This window comes from Vibrio casei (assembly GCF_002218025.2).
GTDB classification, from domain to species: Bacteria; Pseudomonadota; Gammaproteobacteria; order Enterobacterales; family Vibrionaceae; genus Vibrio; species Vibrio casei.
Genome location: NZ_AP018680.1, coordinates 1,437,792 through 1,456,554, shown reverse-complemented (window position 1 = coordinate 1,456,554; position 18,763 = coordinate 1,437,792). Strand labels below are relative to the sequence as shown.

Sequence of the window (18,763 nt, the reverse complement as noted above, 5' to 3'; positions counted from 1 at the left end):
CCCCATTTGGGGCTGTGCTATCATAGCCCCAATTTTCCGTTACTTTATTCATCGAACTTGATGTCATAGCCTATCGACTCACCTCATTGTGTTGAGAGCAGCATAGTGTTGATGCAGTATATTGTTGGTAGAAAATAGGTAACGTGCATTCAAATATCAAATTTAATAGGACTTGCTTTGACCCAGTCTCCGCCTAATCAACCCAATTCTTCTTCTCAAGATATGTCGTTTAGCCAAGGAAATAGCGCTCATAGCCTTCGCTTAGCTTTAAAAGACTGCATGATTCGTGATCGTTTTCGTTTGAGTAAACGTATTCATGGTGCGAGTAAAATTAAAAATTTAGATGCTAAAGCGAAAGTGTTTGATGAAATCGCCATGGACATAGCGAAATCCATGATGGTGGTGCAAAACCGCAGCTTGCATAAACCGCATATCGACTATCCAGAAATTCTGCCCGTTAGTCAAAAGCGTGATGATATTGCTGAAGCGATTGCCAACCATCAAGTGGTGATTATTGCTGGGGAAACTGGTTCAGGTAAAACTACGCAAATTCCAAAAATTTGTAGCGAACTTGGCCGAGGCCGCACAGGCTTAATTGGTCATACTCAGCCACGCCGACTGGCGGCGCGCTCGGTTGCCAATCGTATTGCGGAAGAAATGCAAACGCCATTGGGTGAGTTTGTGGGGTATAAAGTTCGATTTAACGACCAAATATCCGATAACACCCAAATCAAATTGATGACCGATGGTATTTTACTGGCGGAAATTCAGCACGATCGATTTTTAGATCAATATGACACCATCATTATCGATGAAGCGCATGAACGTAGCCTTAACATAGATTTTATTATGGGGTATTTGAAAGAATTACTGCCTAAACGTCCTGATCTTAAAATTATTATTACCTCGGCTACCATCGATCCTGAACGCTTTTCTAACCATTTTGATAAAGCACCAATTATTGAGGTGTCTGGTCGAACTTATCCGGTAGATGTGCGTTATCGTCCGCTTAATTCAGATGAAGCCGATCAAGACCATGATCAGCTAGAAGGTATCTTCCAAGCGGTCGATGAACTGTGTGATGAACCGGGTTTAGGCGACATTCTGATTTTTATGAATGGCGAACGTGAAATTCGCGATACGGCTGATGCCTTAACCAAACGAGCATTGAATAATCGCAGCATGCGAGATACTGAAGTGGTGCCTTTGTATGCACGCTTATCTTCAGCGGAACAGAACAAGATTTTCCAATCACATACGGGGCGACGGATTATTTTGGCAACCAATGTGGCCGAAACCTCGCTTACCGTTCCGGGTATTAAGTATGTGATTGACCCGGGTACGGCACGTATCAGCCGTTATAGTTATCGTACTAAAGTTCAGCGTTTGCCGATTGAAGCGATTTCACAAGCCAGTGCTAATCAACGAAAGGGGCGTTGTGGTCGTGTTAGTGATGGTATTTGTATTCGTTTGTATTCCGAAGACGATTTTAATTCACGTCCTGAGTTTACCGATCCGGAAATCATTCGCACCAACCTAGCTTCCGTTATTTTGCAAATGACCTCTCTGGGGTTAGGGGATATTGATGCTTTTCCCTTTGTTGAAGCGCCAGATAAACGCAACATTCAAGATGGTGTACGTCTACTAGAAGAGTTGGGCGCGATAAATCCAGATTCGACCGATCCGAAAAAACGTTTAACCACCACGGGTCGAAAATTGGCGAAGTTGCCAATCGATCCACGCCTAGCTCGGATGGTACTGGAATCGGTTAAGTATAATTGTTTGAAAGAAGTGATGATTATTGCCGCGGCATTGTCTATTCAAGATCCGCGCGAGCGTCCATCGGATAAACAACAAGCCTCTGATGAAAAGCACAAACGCTTCTTCCATGAAGATTCCGATTTCTTAACGTTTGTGAATCTATGGGATTACGTGAAAGAGCAGCAACAAGCGTTATCGAGTAATCAATTTCGTAACTTGTGCAAGAAAGACTACTTAAATTATTTGCGCGTGCGTGAGTGGCAAGATGTGTATTTTCAAATCCACCAAGCGATGCGTGAAATGAACACCAAGCTCAATTCAGATCCTGCTAACTACGAAGCCGTCCATAGTGCGCTGTTAGTCGGTTTACTCTCTCATATCGGTATGAGAGATGCGGAAAAGAGCGAGTATCAAGGTGCGCGTAATGCTCGCTTTCATATCTTCCCAGCCTCTGGTTTATTTAAGAAACAGCCTAAATGGATTATGTCGGCAGAGTTGGTGGAAACCTCCAAGCTTTGGGGACGCATCATTGCCAAGATTCAACCAGAATGGATTGAACCACTGGCGCCACATTTAATTAAACGTAGCTATAGTGAGCCGCATTGGTCGAAGAAACAAGCGGCCGTCATGGCGCACGAAAAAGTAATGTTATACGGCATTCCGATTGTGCCGAAACGTACTATCAATTATGGCTCGATTGATCCGACGCTTTCCCGTGAGATTTTTATTCGCAGTGCATTAGTGGAAGGCGACTGGGAAACCAAGCATCATTTCTTTAAGCAAAACCGTCAACTGTTAAAAGAAGTGGAAGAGCTTGAGCATAAGTCCCGGCGCCGTGATATTTTGGTCGATGATGATGAGTTGTTTGATTTCTATGATCAACGAGTCAGTACTGAAGTGGTGTCTGGACGTCATTTTGATGCATGGTGGAAAATGGCGCGTCAAACGGAACCTGAATTGCTGAACTTTGAAAAAGCCATGCTGTTTAGAAACGATGCCAGCCATGTGACGGATCTTGATTACCCAAATTTTTGGCATCAAAATGGCTTGAAGTTGAAACTAAGCTATCAATTTGAACCCGGGCAAGCGGCTGTTGATCAAGATCGGGATGGTGTGACGGTTCATATTCCATTACCGATTTTAAATCAAATTAGCCAAGACGGTTTTGATTGGCAAATCCCGGGGCTGCGCCATGAATTAGTGGTGAGTTTGATTAAATCTTTGCCCAAAACGCTACGCCGTAACTTTGTGCCTGCACCAAATTATGCGGATGCTTTTTTATCAAGGGTTAACGCAATGGAATTACCACTGCTGGACGCTTTAGAAAAAGAATTACGTCGTATAACTGGCGTTGAAATTAAACGAGAAGATTGGCAACTTGAACAAATCCCTGATCATTTAAAAGTGACGTTCCGCGCCGTTGATCACCGCAAACGTAAGCTCAAAGAACATTATGATTTGTATGAGCTGAAAGAAAGCTTAAAAGAGAAAGTGCAAGAAACATTATCTCAAGTGGCGGATGATGATATCGAGCAGCAAGGGTTGCATACGTGGAGCTTTGGTGAACTGCCAACCGTGTATCAACAAAAGCGTGGTGGATTTGAAGTTAAAGCTTATCCGGCTCTAGTGGACACCAAAGACAGTGTTGAAATTAAATTATTTGAAACAGAGCAAGAACAGCACCAAGCAATGAAAGCGGGGCAACGTCGCTTAATCTTGCTGAATGTGCCATCTCCGATTAAATATTTACACAGTAATTTGCCCAACAAATCCAAACTCGGCTTATATTTTAATCCATATGGAAGAGTGCTTGATCTTATAGACGATTGCATAGCCTGTGGGATTGATAAGCTGATCGAACAAAAAGGTGGTTTAGTATGGCAACCGGAACAATTTGAAGAACTGAAAGAGTATGTTAGGGCTGAACTAGGCGATACCGTGGTCGATATTGCTGAACAAGTGGAAACTATTCTCACTACCGCGTTTAGCATTAATAAAAAGCTCAAAGGTAAAGTCGATTTCACCATGGCGTTTGCGTTATCGGATATTAAAGCGCAAGTGGAAGGTCTAATATTTAAAGGCTTTGCTACCGAATGTGGGTGGAAACGCTTACCGGATATTTTGCGTTATATGAAAGCTATTGAACGTCGGATGGAAAAATTGCCGATAGATCCTAATAAAGACCGATTGCACATGTTGAAAGTTGAATCGGTAGTGAAGGACTATAAAGAGCTGCTTAATAAAATTCCAAAAGGCGTTGAAATACCGGATAAGATTAAAGAAATTCGTTGGATGATTGAAGAATTACGAGTGAGTTTCTTTGCTCAGCAGTTAGGCACGCCATACCCAGTGTCTGATAAAAGAATTAAAAATGCGATTGATGCCGGTTAAGCTTTTATGAATGTATATTTAATCAGATTGAGACTAATGATTATATTTTCTTCATTTAGTGTAAAGAAATGTTAGAACTCTTTGTTGTGATGGATTTTTTACTTGATTTTGGAGGCCATCTCACTAATCATGCAGTAACTATTTGATGCATGGATGCTAAGGGAGTGCTTAGTTTCTGTGAATGTTATAATCGAAGGATTCGAAGGTATTACGATGAAAAAAACACTTTTAGCTTTAGCTTTAATGGGAGCGGCATCACCGGCGCTTGCGGACTCATGGCTTTATGCCGGAGTGAATTACGGTAGTGCTGATTATTCAGGCTCAAGTGCTGATAGCGATGGCACTTATGGTTTAAATATCGGTACAGGTATTTTACCTTTTATTGGTGTTGAAGCTGGTTACTGGGATCTTGGTAAAGCACAAGGTTCTGATTTAACCACTGTGTATGCGGCAATTAAGCCAAGTATCAACGTCGGTCCATTAGAGTTTTATGGCAAGCTGGGCGCAAATAAATATGATGTTGGCGCGGGTGATCATTTTAAAGACGATGATGGTTATGACTTTATGTATGGCGCAGGGGTTGAGTACACAGTTTTAGATGGTATTCCTTTAGGCTCTTTATCTCTAGGTTTGGCTTATAACCATTTTGGATTCGACAAACTTGATGCCAACACTTATACATTAAGTGCAACCTTCCACTTCTTATAAGTATTAGCGATAAGCATTATACCGAAATAAGATAAAGTAAAGCCTCGATATGTATGTATCGAGGCTTTTTCTATTAGTCTTAATATGACTGTATGAGTCTTCAATAAGGGGTAATTAATGTCATCTAGTTTATCATCAGAGGATTTGATCCAGTTACAAAAAGCGAAGCAATTATTGGAAAACCCTGGTTTAGCCGCCAAAATGTCGAATGCAATTGGTTCGCCGATAGAGCACGGATTGAAGTTATTGCCACAAAGCTGGAACAGCGGTATTAATGATGTGACTCAAAAAGCGTTATTAAAGGCATCTGATGCAGCAATTTATACAATGAAAGGCACTTCTGTGAGCCTGGCTTCAAATCGTATGCATAAGTTAGGTGTTGCGCTAACTGGCGGTATGGGGGGCTTTTTTGGAATAGCGGGGATTGCTGTTGAGTTACCTATTTCGACCACAATCATGTTGCGCTCAATAGCAGATATTGCTCGTGCTGAAGGGGAGTCACTTGATATTCTAGATACAAAGTTAGCTTGTTTAGAAGTTTTTGCTCTGGGTGGTAGGAGTAAATACGATGATGGTGCTGAAAGTGGTTATTATGCCGTAAGAGCGGCGCTGGCTAAGTCGGTACTCGACGCTTCTGAATTTTTAGCAAAGAAAGCGATTACCGATCAAGGTTCACCTATTCTTGTTAAGTTCACTGCTGAAATAGCCAAACGTTTCGGTATTCAAGTGACAGAAAAAGCTGTCGCTCAAGCAGTACCTGCAATAGGTGCAGCTGGTGGTGCTATTATTAATACTATTTTTATCGGTCATTATCAGGATATGGCGACAGGACATTTTATTATCCGCCGTTTAGAGCGTTCTTATGGAAAAGAGAAAATTGAAGAGGAATATAGCAAGCTAATAAGCTAACAGTAATTTTGAACGGCTACACTGAAATGTTATCGCTAGTTTTATGAAATTGAATAAGGATTTTGATGAAACCCCAACAACTTGAACAGCAGTTAGTGGATTTACAAAAACAGGTAGCCACGATGCAAAGTGAGATTCAGTCATTAACTTCTCAAATTAAGCGCCTTCAAACCGCTGAGTTTTTAGAAGAGGAAAAGACGGTATTCCAACCAGTGAAAGACTCTCGCCCAAAGAATGAATGGTTAAAGGTTGCGCTCATTCTTGGTGGGATTTTATTATGGCTTCTCTTAGAGAAGAATCACTTATTGTAATACTAGAAACCCTATTACCATAACCGGCCACAGGGCTTCTCTTTCTCCGAATTAAGCTTCTCAGAATCAAACGTCTTAGAGTTAAGCTATGTTCATAAATATCTAGATTTGAGGTGAGCTTTGAAATGTTCAGCATTTAATGTCTCACCAGTGGCCTGTTTAACCAGTTCATTGGTTGAAAATTGACTTGCTTTCTTCCAAATATTCTCGTCTAACCAGGCAAAGATAAGACTTAAATCACCTGATTCAATAACTTCCGATACATTGACTTGCTTACGCATGCTTGCCATGAATTGAGCTGCGTACATTGCACCAAGGGTATAACTTGGGAAGTAGCCAAAAGCACCATCTGTCCAGTGAATATCCTGCATACAGCCATTTTGGAAGTTATTTTTTGTAGAAAGCCCAAGGTAAGCTTGCATTTTATGATCCCAAAGTTCTGGTACATCTTGGAAAGTAATGTCGCCATTCATTAAATCACGTTCAATTTCATAGCGTAAGATGACATGCGCAGGATATGTCAGCTCATCTGCATCAACGCGAATAAAACCTTTTTCAACACGAGTATAAAGCTTACGGAAGTTCTCAGTGCTAAAAGCAAGGTCTTGATGAGCATTAAATTGTTGACTTGCCATCCTTGATAGATGGTTGATGAACTCAGGGCTTCTACCTAGCTGCATTTCAAAAAATAGAGACTGAGATTCGTGGATACCCATCGAACGTGCTTCTCCAATCGGCAACCCTGCTAGTGCTTTTGGCAAGCCTTGTTCATAGCGAGCATGACCCGTTTCATGAATGGTGCCCATTAAAGACTGAATAAAATCATTTTCATCGTACCGAGTGGTAATACGAACATCCGTTGGTACACCGCCACAAAATGGGTGAACACTCTCATCTAAGCGCCCATGATTAAAGTCAAATTTTAAAAATTGCATAATTTGCAAACCAAGTGATTTTTGGCTGGTAGTGCTAAATGACCCTGTAGGTTGAAGAACACATTCTTGATCTTGTTTATCGATGACACGATCGACAAGGTTAGGTAACCACGATTTTACATCATTAAAAACAATATCCAGAGATTCTGTAGTGGTGCCCGGTTCATAGAGAGTTAACATTGCATCATATGGCGTTGAATTATTTGCTTCAGATCGTATTTGAGCTTCTTGTTGAGATAAATTTACTACTTCTTGCCAGTTTTTAGCGTAGCCATTCCAATCGTTCTGTTTGCGTTGAGTGCGCCAAGCATGCTCACACTTTGAACCGGCTAACGATTTTGCTTGAACTAAATCTTGAGGTAATACATTAGCGTGTTGCCAACGTTGTTTCATTTCACGTAAGCTGGCTTTTTCTAATGGGCTTAAGTGTTCTTGTTCTGCTTCATTGAACCAATCTGATAATTGTGGCTGGGTATTCAGTTGGTGCAATAATACGGATAGCTCAGCCATAGCATTCGAACGTGCTTCATTACCACCACTAGGCATTACCGCAGCTTGATCCCATCCTGAGATGGCGGCTAGATGGTTAAAATTTGCGATTTTTTGTGCGTGCTGCACCAGTTTTTGATAGTGGCTCATGGCATTCCTATGTAAAAAATGATGTGGAAGAATTAACCCTCTCATCTTCATTGTCAAAGATCAACTGTCCTTAGCGTCGAAAAGAGAAGGTAAATATACGGGAATTATAGAGGAATAATAATTCTAATTACTTGAAGCATAGAAAGCTTTCTTTCTTGATTATTCGCTGATATAACAAATGGATGTAATTTTTTATTCCAGATAGGGAAATCATGGACTTTTATATCATGAATGGCGGTGCATTTTTAATCGCAATCACAATACTGACGTTAACACCTGGTCTTGACACTGCGTTGGTTATTCGTAATACGACACGCAGTGGTGGTGTCGATGGGTGTATCACAAGCCTAGGTATTTGTTGTGGGCTATTTGTTCATGCAACATTATCAGCAATTGGTATCTCAGCTATTTTATTGCAATCGGCTGAATTGTTTCATGTGATGAAACTCGTTGGTGCCGCTTATTTGGTGTATTTAGGTGTCGCTGGGCTAATTGCAGTATGGAAAGGTCAGGGGCATTTGGATGTCACTAGTGGGGCAGTTGGCAAGCCTTTATCGGTAAAACGGTCTTTTCGTGAAGGTCTTTTGTCTAATGTTCTCAATCCTAAAACCGCTGTTTTCTACTTGGCATTTTTACCTCAATTTATTAATCCTGAGCATTCTCCTTTGCTACAGTCTTTATTTATGGCCTCTATTCATTTTGTCATTGCTATGCTCTGGCAGTGTGGGATTGCTACAATGGTGCATTCAGCAAAAAATTGGATTCAAAATTCGTCTATGATTAAATGGATGGAAGGGGTTACAGGTGTAGTACTCATCGCACTGGGGTTAAAGCTAGCATTAGACCAGAATTAATAACACTCAAACAGAGAAAATCACATATTTACTCAACAGTTTAGAGATAAATGACGCTTAGGAAACAAAACTTGAGTTAGGCTAAGGTACTTTACGGTATAGGTGTTATTAGTCTTATACTTATACTTAAGCTTTAGCAATAATGCTTTGATGAAGACGAGATAATATTAGAAGGGATAACATGACTAGACTCATTGCTATCGTAATTTTCATCGCTCTCGCCTATTTATTAATTCGTTATCAAGCGAATGCGAAACTTCAGAAGTGGGCCGTGATTTCATTATCAGGGGCATTTTTGATATACCTTATGTATGTGGTAATTAGTGAATTGATACGATAAATAGAAAAATGGGTAAAGCCGTTATTTTCTATTTTGGTTTAAATTTAGGATGAAAAATGTCAACCTCAATCAATAAGATTCATGTCAGTATTGCGATGGTCATCGGGATCATTCTGGGCTCCTCTGTTACGTATGCAGCATTAAAATCAAATACTCAACTCTCTACAACTTTGCAGGTTCAGTTGAGCCAAGAAAATGATGAATTGCAATCTGAAGTTCAGAAAATGCAAGAAGACTTAGATCAACAGAAACAAAGCTCGCTGCAAGCGTCTCAAGAACAACAAGATCAAATTGAATCTTTAACTCAAGAGCTTAGTCAGCTTAATGAGCAAAAGAAAAAAGTAGAAAAGACTTTAGTGGTTCAAAAAAAGAAAGCGGTTGAGTTGAAAACAGAAAAGAAAGAATTAGAAAAAACAGCTGAGCTTCAAAATGATTTATATGATAAATCTCATGAGTTGTTTGAGAAACAAACGGCGTTAGAAGCACAGGTGAATAAGCTTTCTATAACTTATGATAAGTTGGCCTCTCAAACTGAAAAGTTTACGAAAGAATGTAAATTATTTAAAGAAGGTACAAGTTGGGACCCTAAATCTGATTCTTGCGATAAAGAGAAGTTAGCAAAAGAGCAGCTTGGTAAATTAAGAACAAGCATTGCTAAGAATAAAAAAGACTTGGTAGATGTTAATGCATTAATAGAGAAGTTAGGTGTTAAGCCAGAATAAACAACTTTTTATTTTGTTATGAACCAATAAAGCCACCTAGTTAGGTGGCTTTATTGGTTCATAAAGATTGGAATGATTAATCTTTAAAGTTATTAAACTGGAAAGGTTGCTCGAGCTCAGATTGGCGTATAACGCTCATTGCTTGCTGTAAATCATCTCGTTTTTTACCTGTTACTCGGACTTTATCGCCTTGAATAGAAGCTTGAACTTTTAATTTTGCTTCTTTAATAATCTTAACGACTTTCTTTGCAACATCGGTTTCAATACCTTGTTTAAAGCTTGCTTCCTGAGTATGGGTTTTACCCGTTTGCTCCGCTTTTTTTAAATCTACGGCGTTGGCGTCAACCCCGCGTTTAGCCAGTTGACCACGTAGCATCGTCATCATCTGGCCCAATTGATAGTCATTTTCAGCCGAAAGTTTAACAATGTCATTTTTGAACTCAAAACTCGCTTCTACATTACGGAAATCAAAACGAGTGTCCAGTTCACGGTTCGCGTTTTCAGCAGCGTTACGTACTTCTACGCTATCTACTTCAGAAATTATGTCAAATGAAGGCATGGTTAGTTCATCTCCGATGTTTTTTTAATTTGATTCTTAATAGCATTCGCAAGCATATCAAGCATAGTGACGGTATCCTGCCAACTTAGGCATGGGTCGGTAATCGATTTACCATAGGTTAGGGCATTCAGATCGTTCATTGGCTGATTACCTTCTTCAATAAAGCTTTCTGCCATAATTCCTGCGATATAAGTTGAGCCAGACTCAATTTGTTGGCAGATATCTTTTGCAACTTCTAGTTGCTTGCGATGTTCTTTTTGGCAATTCGCATGACTAAAGTCGACCACTAAGCGAGGTGTCAACCCAACGTCATCGAGTTGACGACAGGCTAATGCAACGGAATCTGAATCAAAGTTAGGGCCAGTATCACCACCGCGCAGGATGGTATGCCCATAAGGATTACCTGAAGTGCGATAAACGGTCATGCGCCCATTTTTATCTGGTGAACAGAAGTAATGAGAAGCTTGCGCCGCTCGAATAGCATCAGTAGATATTTTTACGTTGCCATTGGTGCCGTTTTTAAATCCTACAGGGCATGAAAGTGCAGAAGCCATTTCACGGTGGATTTGTGATTCAGTCGTTCGAGCCCCGATTGCCCCCCAAGAAATAAGATCAGCAATGTATTGACCGGTGATCATATCCAAAAACTCAGTGGCTGTGGCTAAACCTAGTGTATTAATGTCTAGCAACAGTTTACGGGCTTTATTTAAGCCAGCTTCAAGAGCGTAGCTACCATCTAAGTTAGGATCAGTGATTAAACCTTTCCAGCCAACAATCGTACGAGGTTTTTCAAAATAAGTACGCATAACGATAAAAAGTTGATCTTGATACTGTGCTTGTAGCGCATTTAAACGTTGAGCGTAGTCAAGAGCGGCTTCTGTGTCATGAACAGAACATGGGCCGACGACGACAAGTAATCTTGAATCTTGTCCAGATAGAATTTTTTCAATTTGACGACGTGATTGTTCTATGTGATCTGCTACTTTTTCTGAAAGCGGGTGAGCGTTCATGAGCTCCAGAGGTGTTGGCATTGGGCCTAACGCTTGGGTACGTAACTCGTCTGTTTTTACTAAAGGCATTTTGTCTTCATTCTTAAAGATACACTGAGTTAAGATAACGGAAATAGGGTATGGAATAAACGCTCTAAGCTATTTTTATTGTGCTTTTTTCGTAGAAATGAATTGTTTTGTTCGAATATTAAACGTCTAAACGTTTTTATGCTTGTTTTGTTGGGTGGAACTCAGTATTTTCGGAGTAAGTAATTTTTGACATTATATGGAGTTACCATGTCTCAAAGCCATCAAGGAAAGATTCCTGCGAATGCGTTGCTTGGTGATGTATTACCATCGCCGGCCTCAACTTACATTGATAGTGCCTCTCACTTATTTGTTTCTTTAAGTGAATTAGTTAAAGAAAATATTTCCTACCACCCTGAGATTGGTCAGCATCTCAATACCCTTAGTGATACTGATAAAGTTAACCTTGATAGTTTATTAAATGGTCAAACCGTTGATGAGCACTTTGTGTCAACGCTTGTCTGTTTGATTGAGGCAGCGATTAAGCCTCAACATCAACATGTCCGAATTTGTTTATCAGATACCGATAGTTATTCTTATTCGGCTTTGATTGGTGGGAATATTGAAAACACTGAAATCAATCCTGCAATGGGGTTACGTGGTGTTGCTCGTTTTGCCTCTAATGAATATCAGCATTCTTTTGAATTAGAGTGTAAAGTGATTGCGGCTTTACGTGATAAAGGTGTGGATGTTGAAATCGTTGTTCCTTTTGTTCGTAGCCTTAGTGATGCTGCATTGATCATCGATCATCTTGCTATTCAGCGCTTACCGAGAGGCTTGAATGGTCTGAAAGTATTGTATTGTTGTGATGCGCCTGCTGCCGTGTTGATGGCGGATCGTTTATTACAGTATTTTGATGGGCTAGTCGTGAATACCAGTAATTTAACGCAATTAACATTAGGCGTTGATCAGCAAAATGAATCATTAAATTCATTATTTAATCCAGAACATGACGCGGTATTAATGTTAATTTCTCAGGCGGTAAAATCGGCGAATAATGCAAACAAACCTTGTGTTGTCTATTGCCAAAATCTCGCGCAATATCCCAAAGTTAAGGCTAACTTAGCTGAATTAGATCAAATACAGGTCCTTGCTGCGATTTAATGATATTTTTATGTGTTTAAGTCACAGAAAACCGAACATTGCTTCGGTTTTTTTTATGCTTATAGCAACTTCAATCAACTCATATTGACTTAAATATTAATAGCGAGTTAACTGGTCGGACTTGAGTGATATAAAGGATGGAAACATGGATATTTTAGCGGCTGCAAATCAACATCTTCATTATTTCGGTGAAAAATTAGTCCCGATGATAGGTTATTGCGAACCCGAAATTATTAAAATGACGGAAGAAACGGTTGAAATAAAAATCCCGTTAACTCAAGCAACTAAGAACCATTTACATAGCATGTATTTTGGTGCTCTTGCCGTTGGTGCGGATGCAGCCGGAGGATTTCTTGCGATCAGTAAATCAGAGCAAATGGGAACAAAAATATCGCTTGCTTTTAAAGCGGTGAAAGCTGAATTTCTTGCTCGTCCAGAAGCGGATGTTGTTTTTGTCTGTAACGATGGCAAGCTAATTGATCAAATGTTAGCTGAAACAATCGAAACCGGCCTGCGTGTGAACCAACCTGTGACCATAACAGCATTATGCCCAAGTTTACATGGTGATGAACCGATGGCGATTTTTGAACTTACATTATCGGTTAAAGTGGTGAGTTAACTTTTTAGCTAGCCTGATTGATAGCCGACTTAAGGCCAAATAAGCAGCACTAATGACGATGCTGCTTTTTTGTATGCGTCTAATTCTTCAAATAATGAATAGAGTCTCTATATACAAGAAAGCATTTTTATGAGAAAACAGAGGCCTAGAAGTTTATTTGAAACCTGCATATGACTTCATTTCTTATATAACTCGGATTGGTTATTTTTTGTTTACTCAATGGAATTGATTACATGACTTATATTCATCAAACTATTTCTGGCTTACAACAGACAAGCCCAGCACAATCAGAATTTTATCAAGCAGTTGAAGAGGTTTTAGAATCGTTAGAACCGATTCTAAACAGTAGCCCAATATATCAGCAACAAGCGATTATTCAGCGTTTAATTGAGCCTGAGCGTCAAATCATTTTTCGGGTTCCTTGGGTTGATGATAATGGTAATGTTCAGGTTAATAAAGGTTATCGAATCGAATTTAATTCCGCGCTTGGTCCATATAAAGGTGGCCTTCGCTTTCACCCTAGTGTTAATGCCGGCATTATCAAGTTTTTAGGATTTGAACAAATCTTTAAAAATGCATTAACAGGTTTACCTATTGGTGGGGGGAAAGGGGGAGCTAACTTTAATCCTAAAGGTAAATCTGATGGCGAAATAATGCGTTTCTGCCAATCATTTATGACTGAACTTTATCGCCATATAGGCCCGACAACCGATGTGCCAGCGGGTGATATTGGTGTTGGTGCTCGCGAGATCGGGTACTTATTTGGTCAATATAAACGACTTACTGGCCGATACGAAGGAGTGTTGACCGGGAAAAGTTTATTGTGGGGCGGCTCATTAGTTCGTAAAGAAGCGACAGGGTATGGCGCGGTGTATTTTGCAGATTATATGCTTAAAGCTCGCGGACAAAGCTTAGAAGGCCAGCGTTGTTTAATTTCAGGTGCGGGTAATGTTGCTATTTATGCAATGGAAAAACTCTATCAACTTGGCGCGTTACCGGTGAGCTGCAGTGATTCTTTGGGGACTATCTACCATTCAAATGGTATTGACTTAAATTTAGTGAAAGAAATCAAAGAGCGTTCAAGAGGCAGTCTTGAATTGTATTTGAATACACACCAAGATGCCGAATACATTCCTGTTTCTCATTACCCTAAAGACGGCCATGCGGTATGGCATTTAGAGGGGCAAGTTGCCTTTCCATGTGCCACACAAAATGAATTAACATTAACGGATGCTGAGGCATTACTGAGCAACGGTTGTATTGCCGTGTCAGAAGGCGCGAATATGCCTTCGACTCAAGATGCCGTAAATGCGTTCATTGATGCTAAAATTGCTTACGGGCCAGGGAAAGCTGCTAATGCGGGGGGCGTGGCAACCAGCCAATTAGAAATGGCGCAAAATGCTAGTATGCAAAGCTGGACATTTGAAGAAGTTGATCAAAAACTCCAACGTATAATGAAAAATATTTTTAATACCGCCAATGATACCGCAACGGAGTTTGGGCAGCCTGGTAATTTGGTTCTAGGCGCCAATATTGCCGGTTTTAAGCGAGTAGCTGATGCGATGATCGAGCAAGGTGTAGTGTGAGCTCAGTGGCTTGTTCTCGTTAATAAATAATAACGCAGGCAAGCCAGAATTATATCGAGTATAATCAGCCGGTCATTTACGTTAAGAATAAGAGATTTCATGGTTCATATTGGTCAAGTCAATACCCTTAAAGTTACTAAACAAGCCGATTTTGGTTATTTCCTTGATGCTGAGGATTATGGGTCAGTATTGCTGCCTAATAAGTTTGTGCTTGAAGGTGTCAATATTGGTGATGATGTTGATGTAATGCTGTATTTTGATTCGGACAACCAGTTGTGTGCGACCACAGAAAAACCACTTGCTCAGGTTGGTGAGTGGTCAATGATGCATGTTGTGGGCGTGAACAATGTGGGCGCATTTGTTGATTGGGGGATTGATAAAAAAGATTTATTAGTGCCTTTTAGTAACCAACGAGTGCCATTAACCGAAGGTCAAAACATACTGGTTTATGTGTATTCCGATAGTGCTTCTGGTCGTATTGTCGGTACCACTAAGTTTAATAAATTGTTGGATAAAACACCGGCTAATTTTGAAGTTAACCAACAAGTTGAACTGTTGATTGCTGAGCGTACAGACTTAGGTTTCAAAGCAATTATTAATGAAACGCATTGGGGCGTGATCTTCAAATCTGACGTTTTCGGTAAACTATTTGTCGGTAAGCGTTTGAAAGGGTATATAAAAGCGATTCGTGAAGATGGCCGTATTAACTTATCATTACAGAAAGTTGGTGTGGCTAAAATGGATGATTTGAGCGAAAAAGTCATGCATGTATTAGAAACCAAAGGTGGTTTTTTACCCTTAAGTGATAAGTCTACTCCAGAAGCTATTTTTACTGTTTTCCGCACCAGCAAAGGTACGTTTAAAAAAACCATTGGTGGGCTGTATAAACAAGGTAAAATTCGAATAGAGCAAGATGGTATTTATTTGGCTTAGCAGAGCATAATTTTCAAGAAAAACGCATAACTGAGAGGTTATGCGTTTTTTTGTGTAATAAATAATCTATGTTATTCAATATGATAAGGGTTTAAGGAATACAAAATGGGAAAATATTTATGGGCTGTCATTTTTGTGGTGATGCTTATTTGGTCGGCTATTGATCCCAAAGATCGTTTTACGTGGATGTTGGAAGTTTTCCCTGCGATTATTGGCGCCGGAATTTTATTGATTACTTATAAGCGTTTCAAATTAACGCCGTTACTCTATGTCTTTATTCTTGTGCATTGTGTGATTTTGATGGTAGGTGGTCATTACACTTATGCTGAAGTCCCATTTTTTGAACAATTATTTGGTGCGGCAAGAAATAATTACGACAAGCTAGGACATTTTGCTCAAGGTTTTGTGCCAGCACTTATCGCAAGAGAGTTATTATTACGGTTAGATATCGTTAATGGGCGAGGCTGGATGAATCTATTTGTAGTTTCAGTATGCTTAGCGTTTAGTGCTTTTTATGAGTTGATTGAATGGTGGGTCGCTGTCGCGACTGGTGAAAATGCAGAGGCTTTCTTAGGTACGCAAGGGTATGTGTGGGATACACAATCTGACATGGCATTTGCTTTAATTGGTGCTATATGTTGTTTAGCTCTACTGGCTAGGTGGCATGACCAACAATTAAAAAATGTTTAACAGCATGATTCATGGTCGATAGTTCTAGTGTAAACAACGGCGACATATAAATTAATCAAATGTGTTTTTATCAAAAAACACACATGGTTTCTTATGTTTACTATATTCTTATAGAATTAAGAACTCAGTTCCTATTAAACAATGGATGTAAATACGAGCTATGTACAAATACAGAAAAATACTGAAAGCGAAATATTGTGTTTATATACTTTGTTCAATGTTAGCGTCTCATGCTGCGCAAGCTCGCACATGGAATGAGATTGAACAAAGTGGAACATTAAAAGTTGGAATGACCGGTGATTACTCGCCCTTGTCTTTTTACAATAAATTAGGTGCTCTTGCAGGGTTCGATGTCGATATGACAAAGCGCCTAGCAAAGTCATTAAATTTAAAAATTGAATTTGTTCAAACAAGTTGGCCAATGATTGGTCATGATCTTGCCTCTGACAAATTTGATATTGCTGCCGGTGGTGTCACCTACACAGAGAAAAGAGCGAAACAGTTCTCTTTTTCTAGCTCGGTTGCTAAAAATGGTAAAATCATTCTTTCCCACTGCAGTGAAGCCGCAAGGTTTGAGACACTTGAAGATATTGATAATCCGAAGGTGAGAGTAATTGTTAACCCCGGCGGAACTAATGAAATTTATGTAAACACTCATATTAAACAAGCTAAAATTATTCGAACTAAAGATAACTTCGCTAATTTGCAAGGTATTCGAAATAAAACAGCAGACGTTATGATCACTGATTTAATTGAAGGACATTTTTATCAGCTACATGAGAAAGGTGTATTTTGTATTTCATCTTCAAGTGTATTGGATGGTACACGAAGTTATAAAGCTTATATGATGAAGAAAGAAAATACTGAATTACTCGAGAAAGTAAACCAATGGCTAGCCGGTGATAGCAAATCTGTGTTGGCAAATCAGTGGCAAATTATTCAATAATGTCACCTTTATATCGATACGCAGAAAAAGCGAGTTAACTCAACTCGCTTTTTACTAGAATAAAAGGCAGCCTAAAATAAGTTTTTATCCCGCACAAGTTCTCTTGGAAGTCCATTTTTAATACGGTTACCTACCCATTTACCTAAACCGATAACCGCGCCAGAAAATCCTACAATGACTTCACCTTTACCTGGCGTTGGTATGACTCCCACTGTCAAGTAGAGCGCAAAAATTCTACCCAATTATTTGGGGCATTTTGTCTTTAAAAAGAGATAGTGTTAACGCATTGCTCAAGCAAGCACTTTCGTCGGTTATCATGCTGGTATTCGTAGATTACTCATCCTAAAGTGAGCAGAGCTTACCGTACTTATTCCGTCGTGGCACCTGTCTGCAGTCTATGCTCGTGGTTCAATGGCCTTTAGGCTATTGCCATCCTAACGCCGTCGGAGTTTATGCCACACCCGATGCTTGATGCGTTGCGTTAACACTAATTCATAATTCATGCGGGTAACCTTGCAATACGTTGGCGAGGATCGATGGGCGGTATCCCAACTTCTCGTGTGATTGCCCAAATGAAGGCCACCATTTCTCTTGCAATTGCCGTGACCACCACACTACGATGCTTGCCTAAAAACATCAGCCGTTGATAACGTCGGCACAACCTTAGTTGTGCTTGCCAAGCAATGTCGATAATTTCTTTCGAAAGACCTTCTTGCCGAATTTGTAATTCCGATGAGATGTTGGCTTTATGTTTATAAGAGTGCGCCCCCTCAATCAATAAACGCCTTGCGCGCGAGTTACCACACTTAGTGATACTGCCTTGCCGCCGCTTTTGTCCACTTGAGCTTTCAGAAGGGACTAATCCAAGGTACGACATCAGTTTTCTTGGATGGTCAAATCGTCGCAAATCCCCAAGTTCGGCAATCGTTCCTAAGGCCACCAGTAAGCGAATGCCTCGCATGGCTTGAATTGCTTTGACTACAGGATAATAACGCCAATTTTTAACTTGGTGGATAAGTTCATTATCCAGTCGTTGTAGGCGTTGCATTCGTTCAGAGATGATTTGAATCATCTCTTGCAGCACAATTTGTTGGCTATGATGGGGAAGGACAAGTTCGGTGAGCCAACGTAAATGCTTTTTAGACCAATTATCTTTCACGACAGTATTGATGTTGTTGCGAAGAAAGAAGCCTTTAAGTTGAAGCTTGGCATCTTTTAAATCTTTCATTGCGGTTTCACGAGATCGCGATAAATCGCGAATAGCTTCATCTTCGGCTTCAGGCACATAAATTGTGCTGAGCTCATCGGCTCTAAATAATCTTGCCAACTTTGCCGCATCCCGTTTATCGGTTTTCACTCTATCGCCAGGCTTTTTAGGAATAAGCGAAGGAGCCACAATATAGCAGTGGTAACCAAGGCTGGTTAAAAGGCGATAAATCCAATATCCACATGGCCCTGCTTCATAAATGAAGTGAATAGTGGCTTTAGGGAATTGAGATTGAATTTTTTGAGCCAGTTTAATCAGCGCGGATTTTGAAGTATCAATACGGCCATATGAAATCGGGGTTTCACCCCGATTATCTTTTAAAAGTGCGGCTTGAGTGAAGGATTTATGGGTATCTAACCCAATAAAAAGAGTGGTATCGTTATTCATGCTAGCCTCCTAATTTAGTTCTTTAG

General features: G+C 40.0%; 16 protein-coding genes and 1 pseudogene. 12 read left to right on the top strand and 5 right to left on the bottom strand.

Annotated elements, in window-relative coordinates:
• Nucleotides 1-222 precede the first annotated feature (222 nt).
• The 4 genes from hrpA to VCASEI_RS06960 all read left to right on the top strand — a co-directional run bounded on the left by hrpA (nt 223) and on the right by VCASEI_RS06960 (nt 6,080).
• A complete protein-coding gene (gene hrpA / locus VCASEI_RS06975; protein ID WP_226983460.1) occupies nt 223-4,152 on the top strand; it encodes an ATP-dependent RNA helicase HrpA in 3,930 nt (1,309 codons plus the stop codon).
• Between the two features lie 213 nt (nt 4,153-4,365).
• A complete protein-coding gene (locus VCASEI_RS06970) occupies nt 4,366-4,860 on the top strand; it encodes an outer membrane beta-barrel protein (protein ID WP_086958492.1) in 495 nt (164 codons plus the stop codon).
• A 117-nt stretch (nt 4,861-4,977) separates the two neighbouring features.
• On the top strand, nt 4,978-5,769 hold the full coding sequence (locus tag VCASEI_RS06965; protein ID WP_089110760.1) for an EcsC family protein: 792 nt from the start codon (nt 4,978-4,980) through the stop codon (nt 5,767-5,769).
• Between the two features lie 65 nt (nt 5,770-5,834).
• Complete coding sequence (locus tag VCASEI_RS06960; protein WP_086958488.1) at nt 5,835-6,080, top strand: hypothetical protein; 246 nt, start codon at nt 5,835-5,837, stop codon at nt 6,078-6,080.
• Nucleotides 6,081-6,172: 92 nt separating this feature from the next.
• On the opposite strand, the gene VCASEI_RS06955 is transcribed toward VCASEI_RS06960, so the two are convergent.
• The gene (locus VCASEI_RS06955) at nt 6,173-7,654 is read right to left on the bottom strand and encodes a carboxypeptidase M32 (RefSeq protein WP_089110759.1); all 1,482 of its coding nucleotides are present in this window, start codon (nt 7,652-7,654) and stop codon (nt 6,173-6,175) included.
• 212 nt (nt 7,655-7,866) lie between these two features.
• On the opposite strand from VCASEI_RS06955, the gene VCASEI_RS06950 reads away from it, so the two are divergent.
• Both VCASEI_RS06950 and VCASEI_RS06945 read left to right on the top strand, forming a co-directional pair.
• On the top strand, nt 7,867-8,508 hold the full coding sequence (locus VCASEI_RS06950; protein ID WP_086958485.1) for a LysE family translocator: 642 nt from the start codon (nt 7,867-7,869) through the stop codon (nt 8,506-8,508).
• 396 nt (nt 8,509-8,904) lie between these two features.
• On the top strand, nt 8,905-9,570 hold the full coding sequence (locus VCASEI_RS06945; RefSeq protein ID WP_089110757.1) for a hypothetical protein: 666 nt from the start codon (nt 8,905-8,907) through the stop codon (nt 9,568-9,570).
• Nucleotides 9,571-9,646: 76 nt separating this feature from the next.
• On the opposite strand, the gene VCASEI_RS06940 is transcribed toward VCASEI_RS06945, so the two are convergent.
• Complete coding sequence (locus tag VCASEI_RS06940) at nt 9,647-10,129, bottom strand: YajQ family cyclic di-GMP-binding protein (RefSeq protein ID WP_086958479.1); 483 nt, start codon at nt 10,127-10,129, stop codon at nt 9,647-9,649.
• A 2-nt stretch (nt 10,130-10,131) separates the two neighbouring features.
• On the bottom strand, nt 10,132-11,208 hold the full coding sequence (locus tag VCASEI_RS06935) for a 3-deoxy-7-phosphoheptulonate synthase (RefSeq protein ID WP_089110756.1): 1,077 nt from the start codon (nt 11,206-11,208) through the stop codon (nt 10,132-10,134).
• A 207-nt stretch (nt 11,209-11,415) separates the two neighbouring features.
• Here VCASEI_RS06935 and VCASEI_RS06930 point away from each other — a divergent pair, with 207 nt between their 5' ends.
• The 6 genes from VCASEI_RS06930 (at nt 11,416) to VCASEI_RS06905 (ending at nt 17,083) form a co-directional block, all read left to right on the top strand.
• Entirely contained in the window at nt 11,416-12,309 is an 894-nt protein-coding gene (locus VCASEI_RS06930) for a putative PEP-binding protein (protein ID WP_086958475.1), read from the top strand.
• A 145-nt stretch (nt 12,310-12,454) separates the two neighbouring features.
• Nucleotides 12,455-12,928, top strand: coding sequence for a DUF4442 domain-containing protein (locus VCASEI_RS06925; protein WP_089110755.1), 474 nt, complete (start codon nt 12,455-12,457; stop codon nt 12,926-12,928).
• A gap of 233 nt (nt 12,929-13,161) precedes the next feature.
• A complete protein-coding gene (gene gdhA, locus VCASEI_RS06920) occupies nt 13,162-14,514 on the top strand; it encodes an NADP-specific glutamate dehydrogenase (RefSeq protein ID WP_086958471.1) in 1,353 nt (450 codons plus the stop codon).
• Between the two features lie 99 nt (nt 14,515-14,613).
• Nucleotides 14,614-15,447 (top strand): CvfB family protein, encoded by an 834-nt coding sequence (locus VCASEI_RS06915; protein ID WP_089110754.1) that lies wholly within the window; start codon nt 14,614-14,616, stop codon nt 15,445-15,447.
• 105 nt (nt 15,448-15,552) lie between these two features.
• Entirely contained in the window at nt 15,553-16,137 is a 585-nt protein-coding gene (locus VCASEI_RS06910) for a DUF2238 domain-containing protein (RefSeq protein WP_086958465.1), read from the top strand.
• Nucleotides 16,138-16,354: 217 nt separating this feature from the next.
• Entirely contained in the window at nt 16,355-17,083 is a 729-nt protein-coding gene (locus VCASEI_RS06905) for a transporter substrate-binding domain-containing protein (RefSeq protein ID WP_238321370.1), read from the top strand.
• 71 nt (nt 17,084-17,154) lie between these two features.
• Here the strand turns inward: VCASEI_RS06905 and VCASEI_RS06900 are convergent.
• Nucleotides 17,155-17,274, bottom strand: a pseudogene (locus VCASEI_RS06900) (methyltransferase RsmF C-terminal domain-like protein); the annotation flags it as partial.
• A 308-nt stretch (nt 17,275-17,582) separates the two neighbouring features.
• Nucleotides 17,583-18,737: an IS110 family RNA-guided transposase gene (locus VCASEI_RS06895; RefSeq protein WP_089110753.1), complete on the bottom strand. Its 1,155-nt coding sequence runs from the start codon at nt 18,735-18,737 to the stop codon at nt 17,583-17,585.
• Between the last annotated feature and the right edge of the window lie 26 nt (nt 18,738-18,763).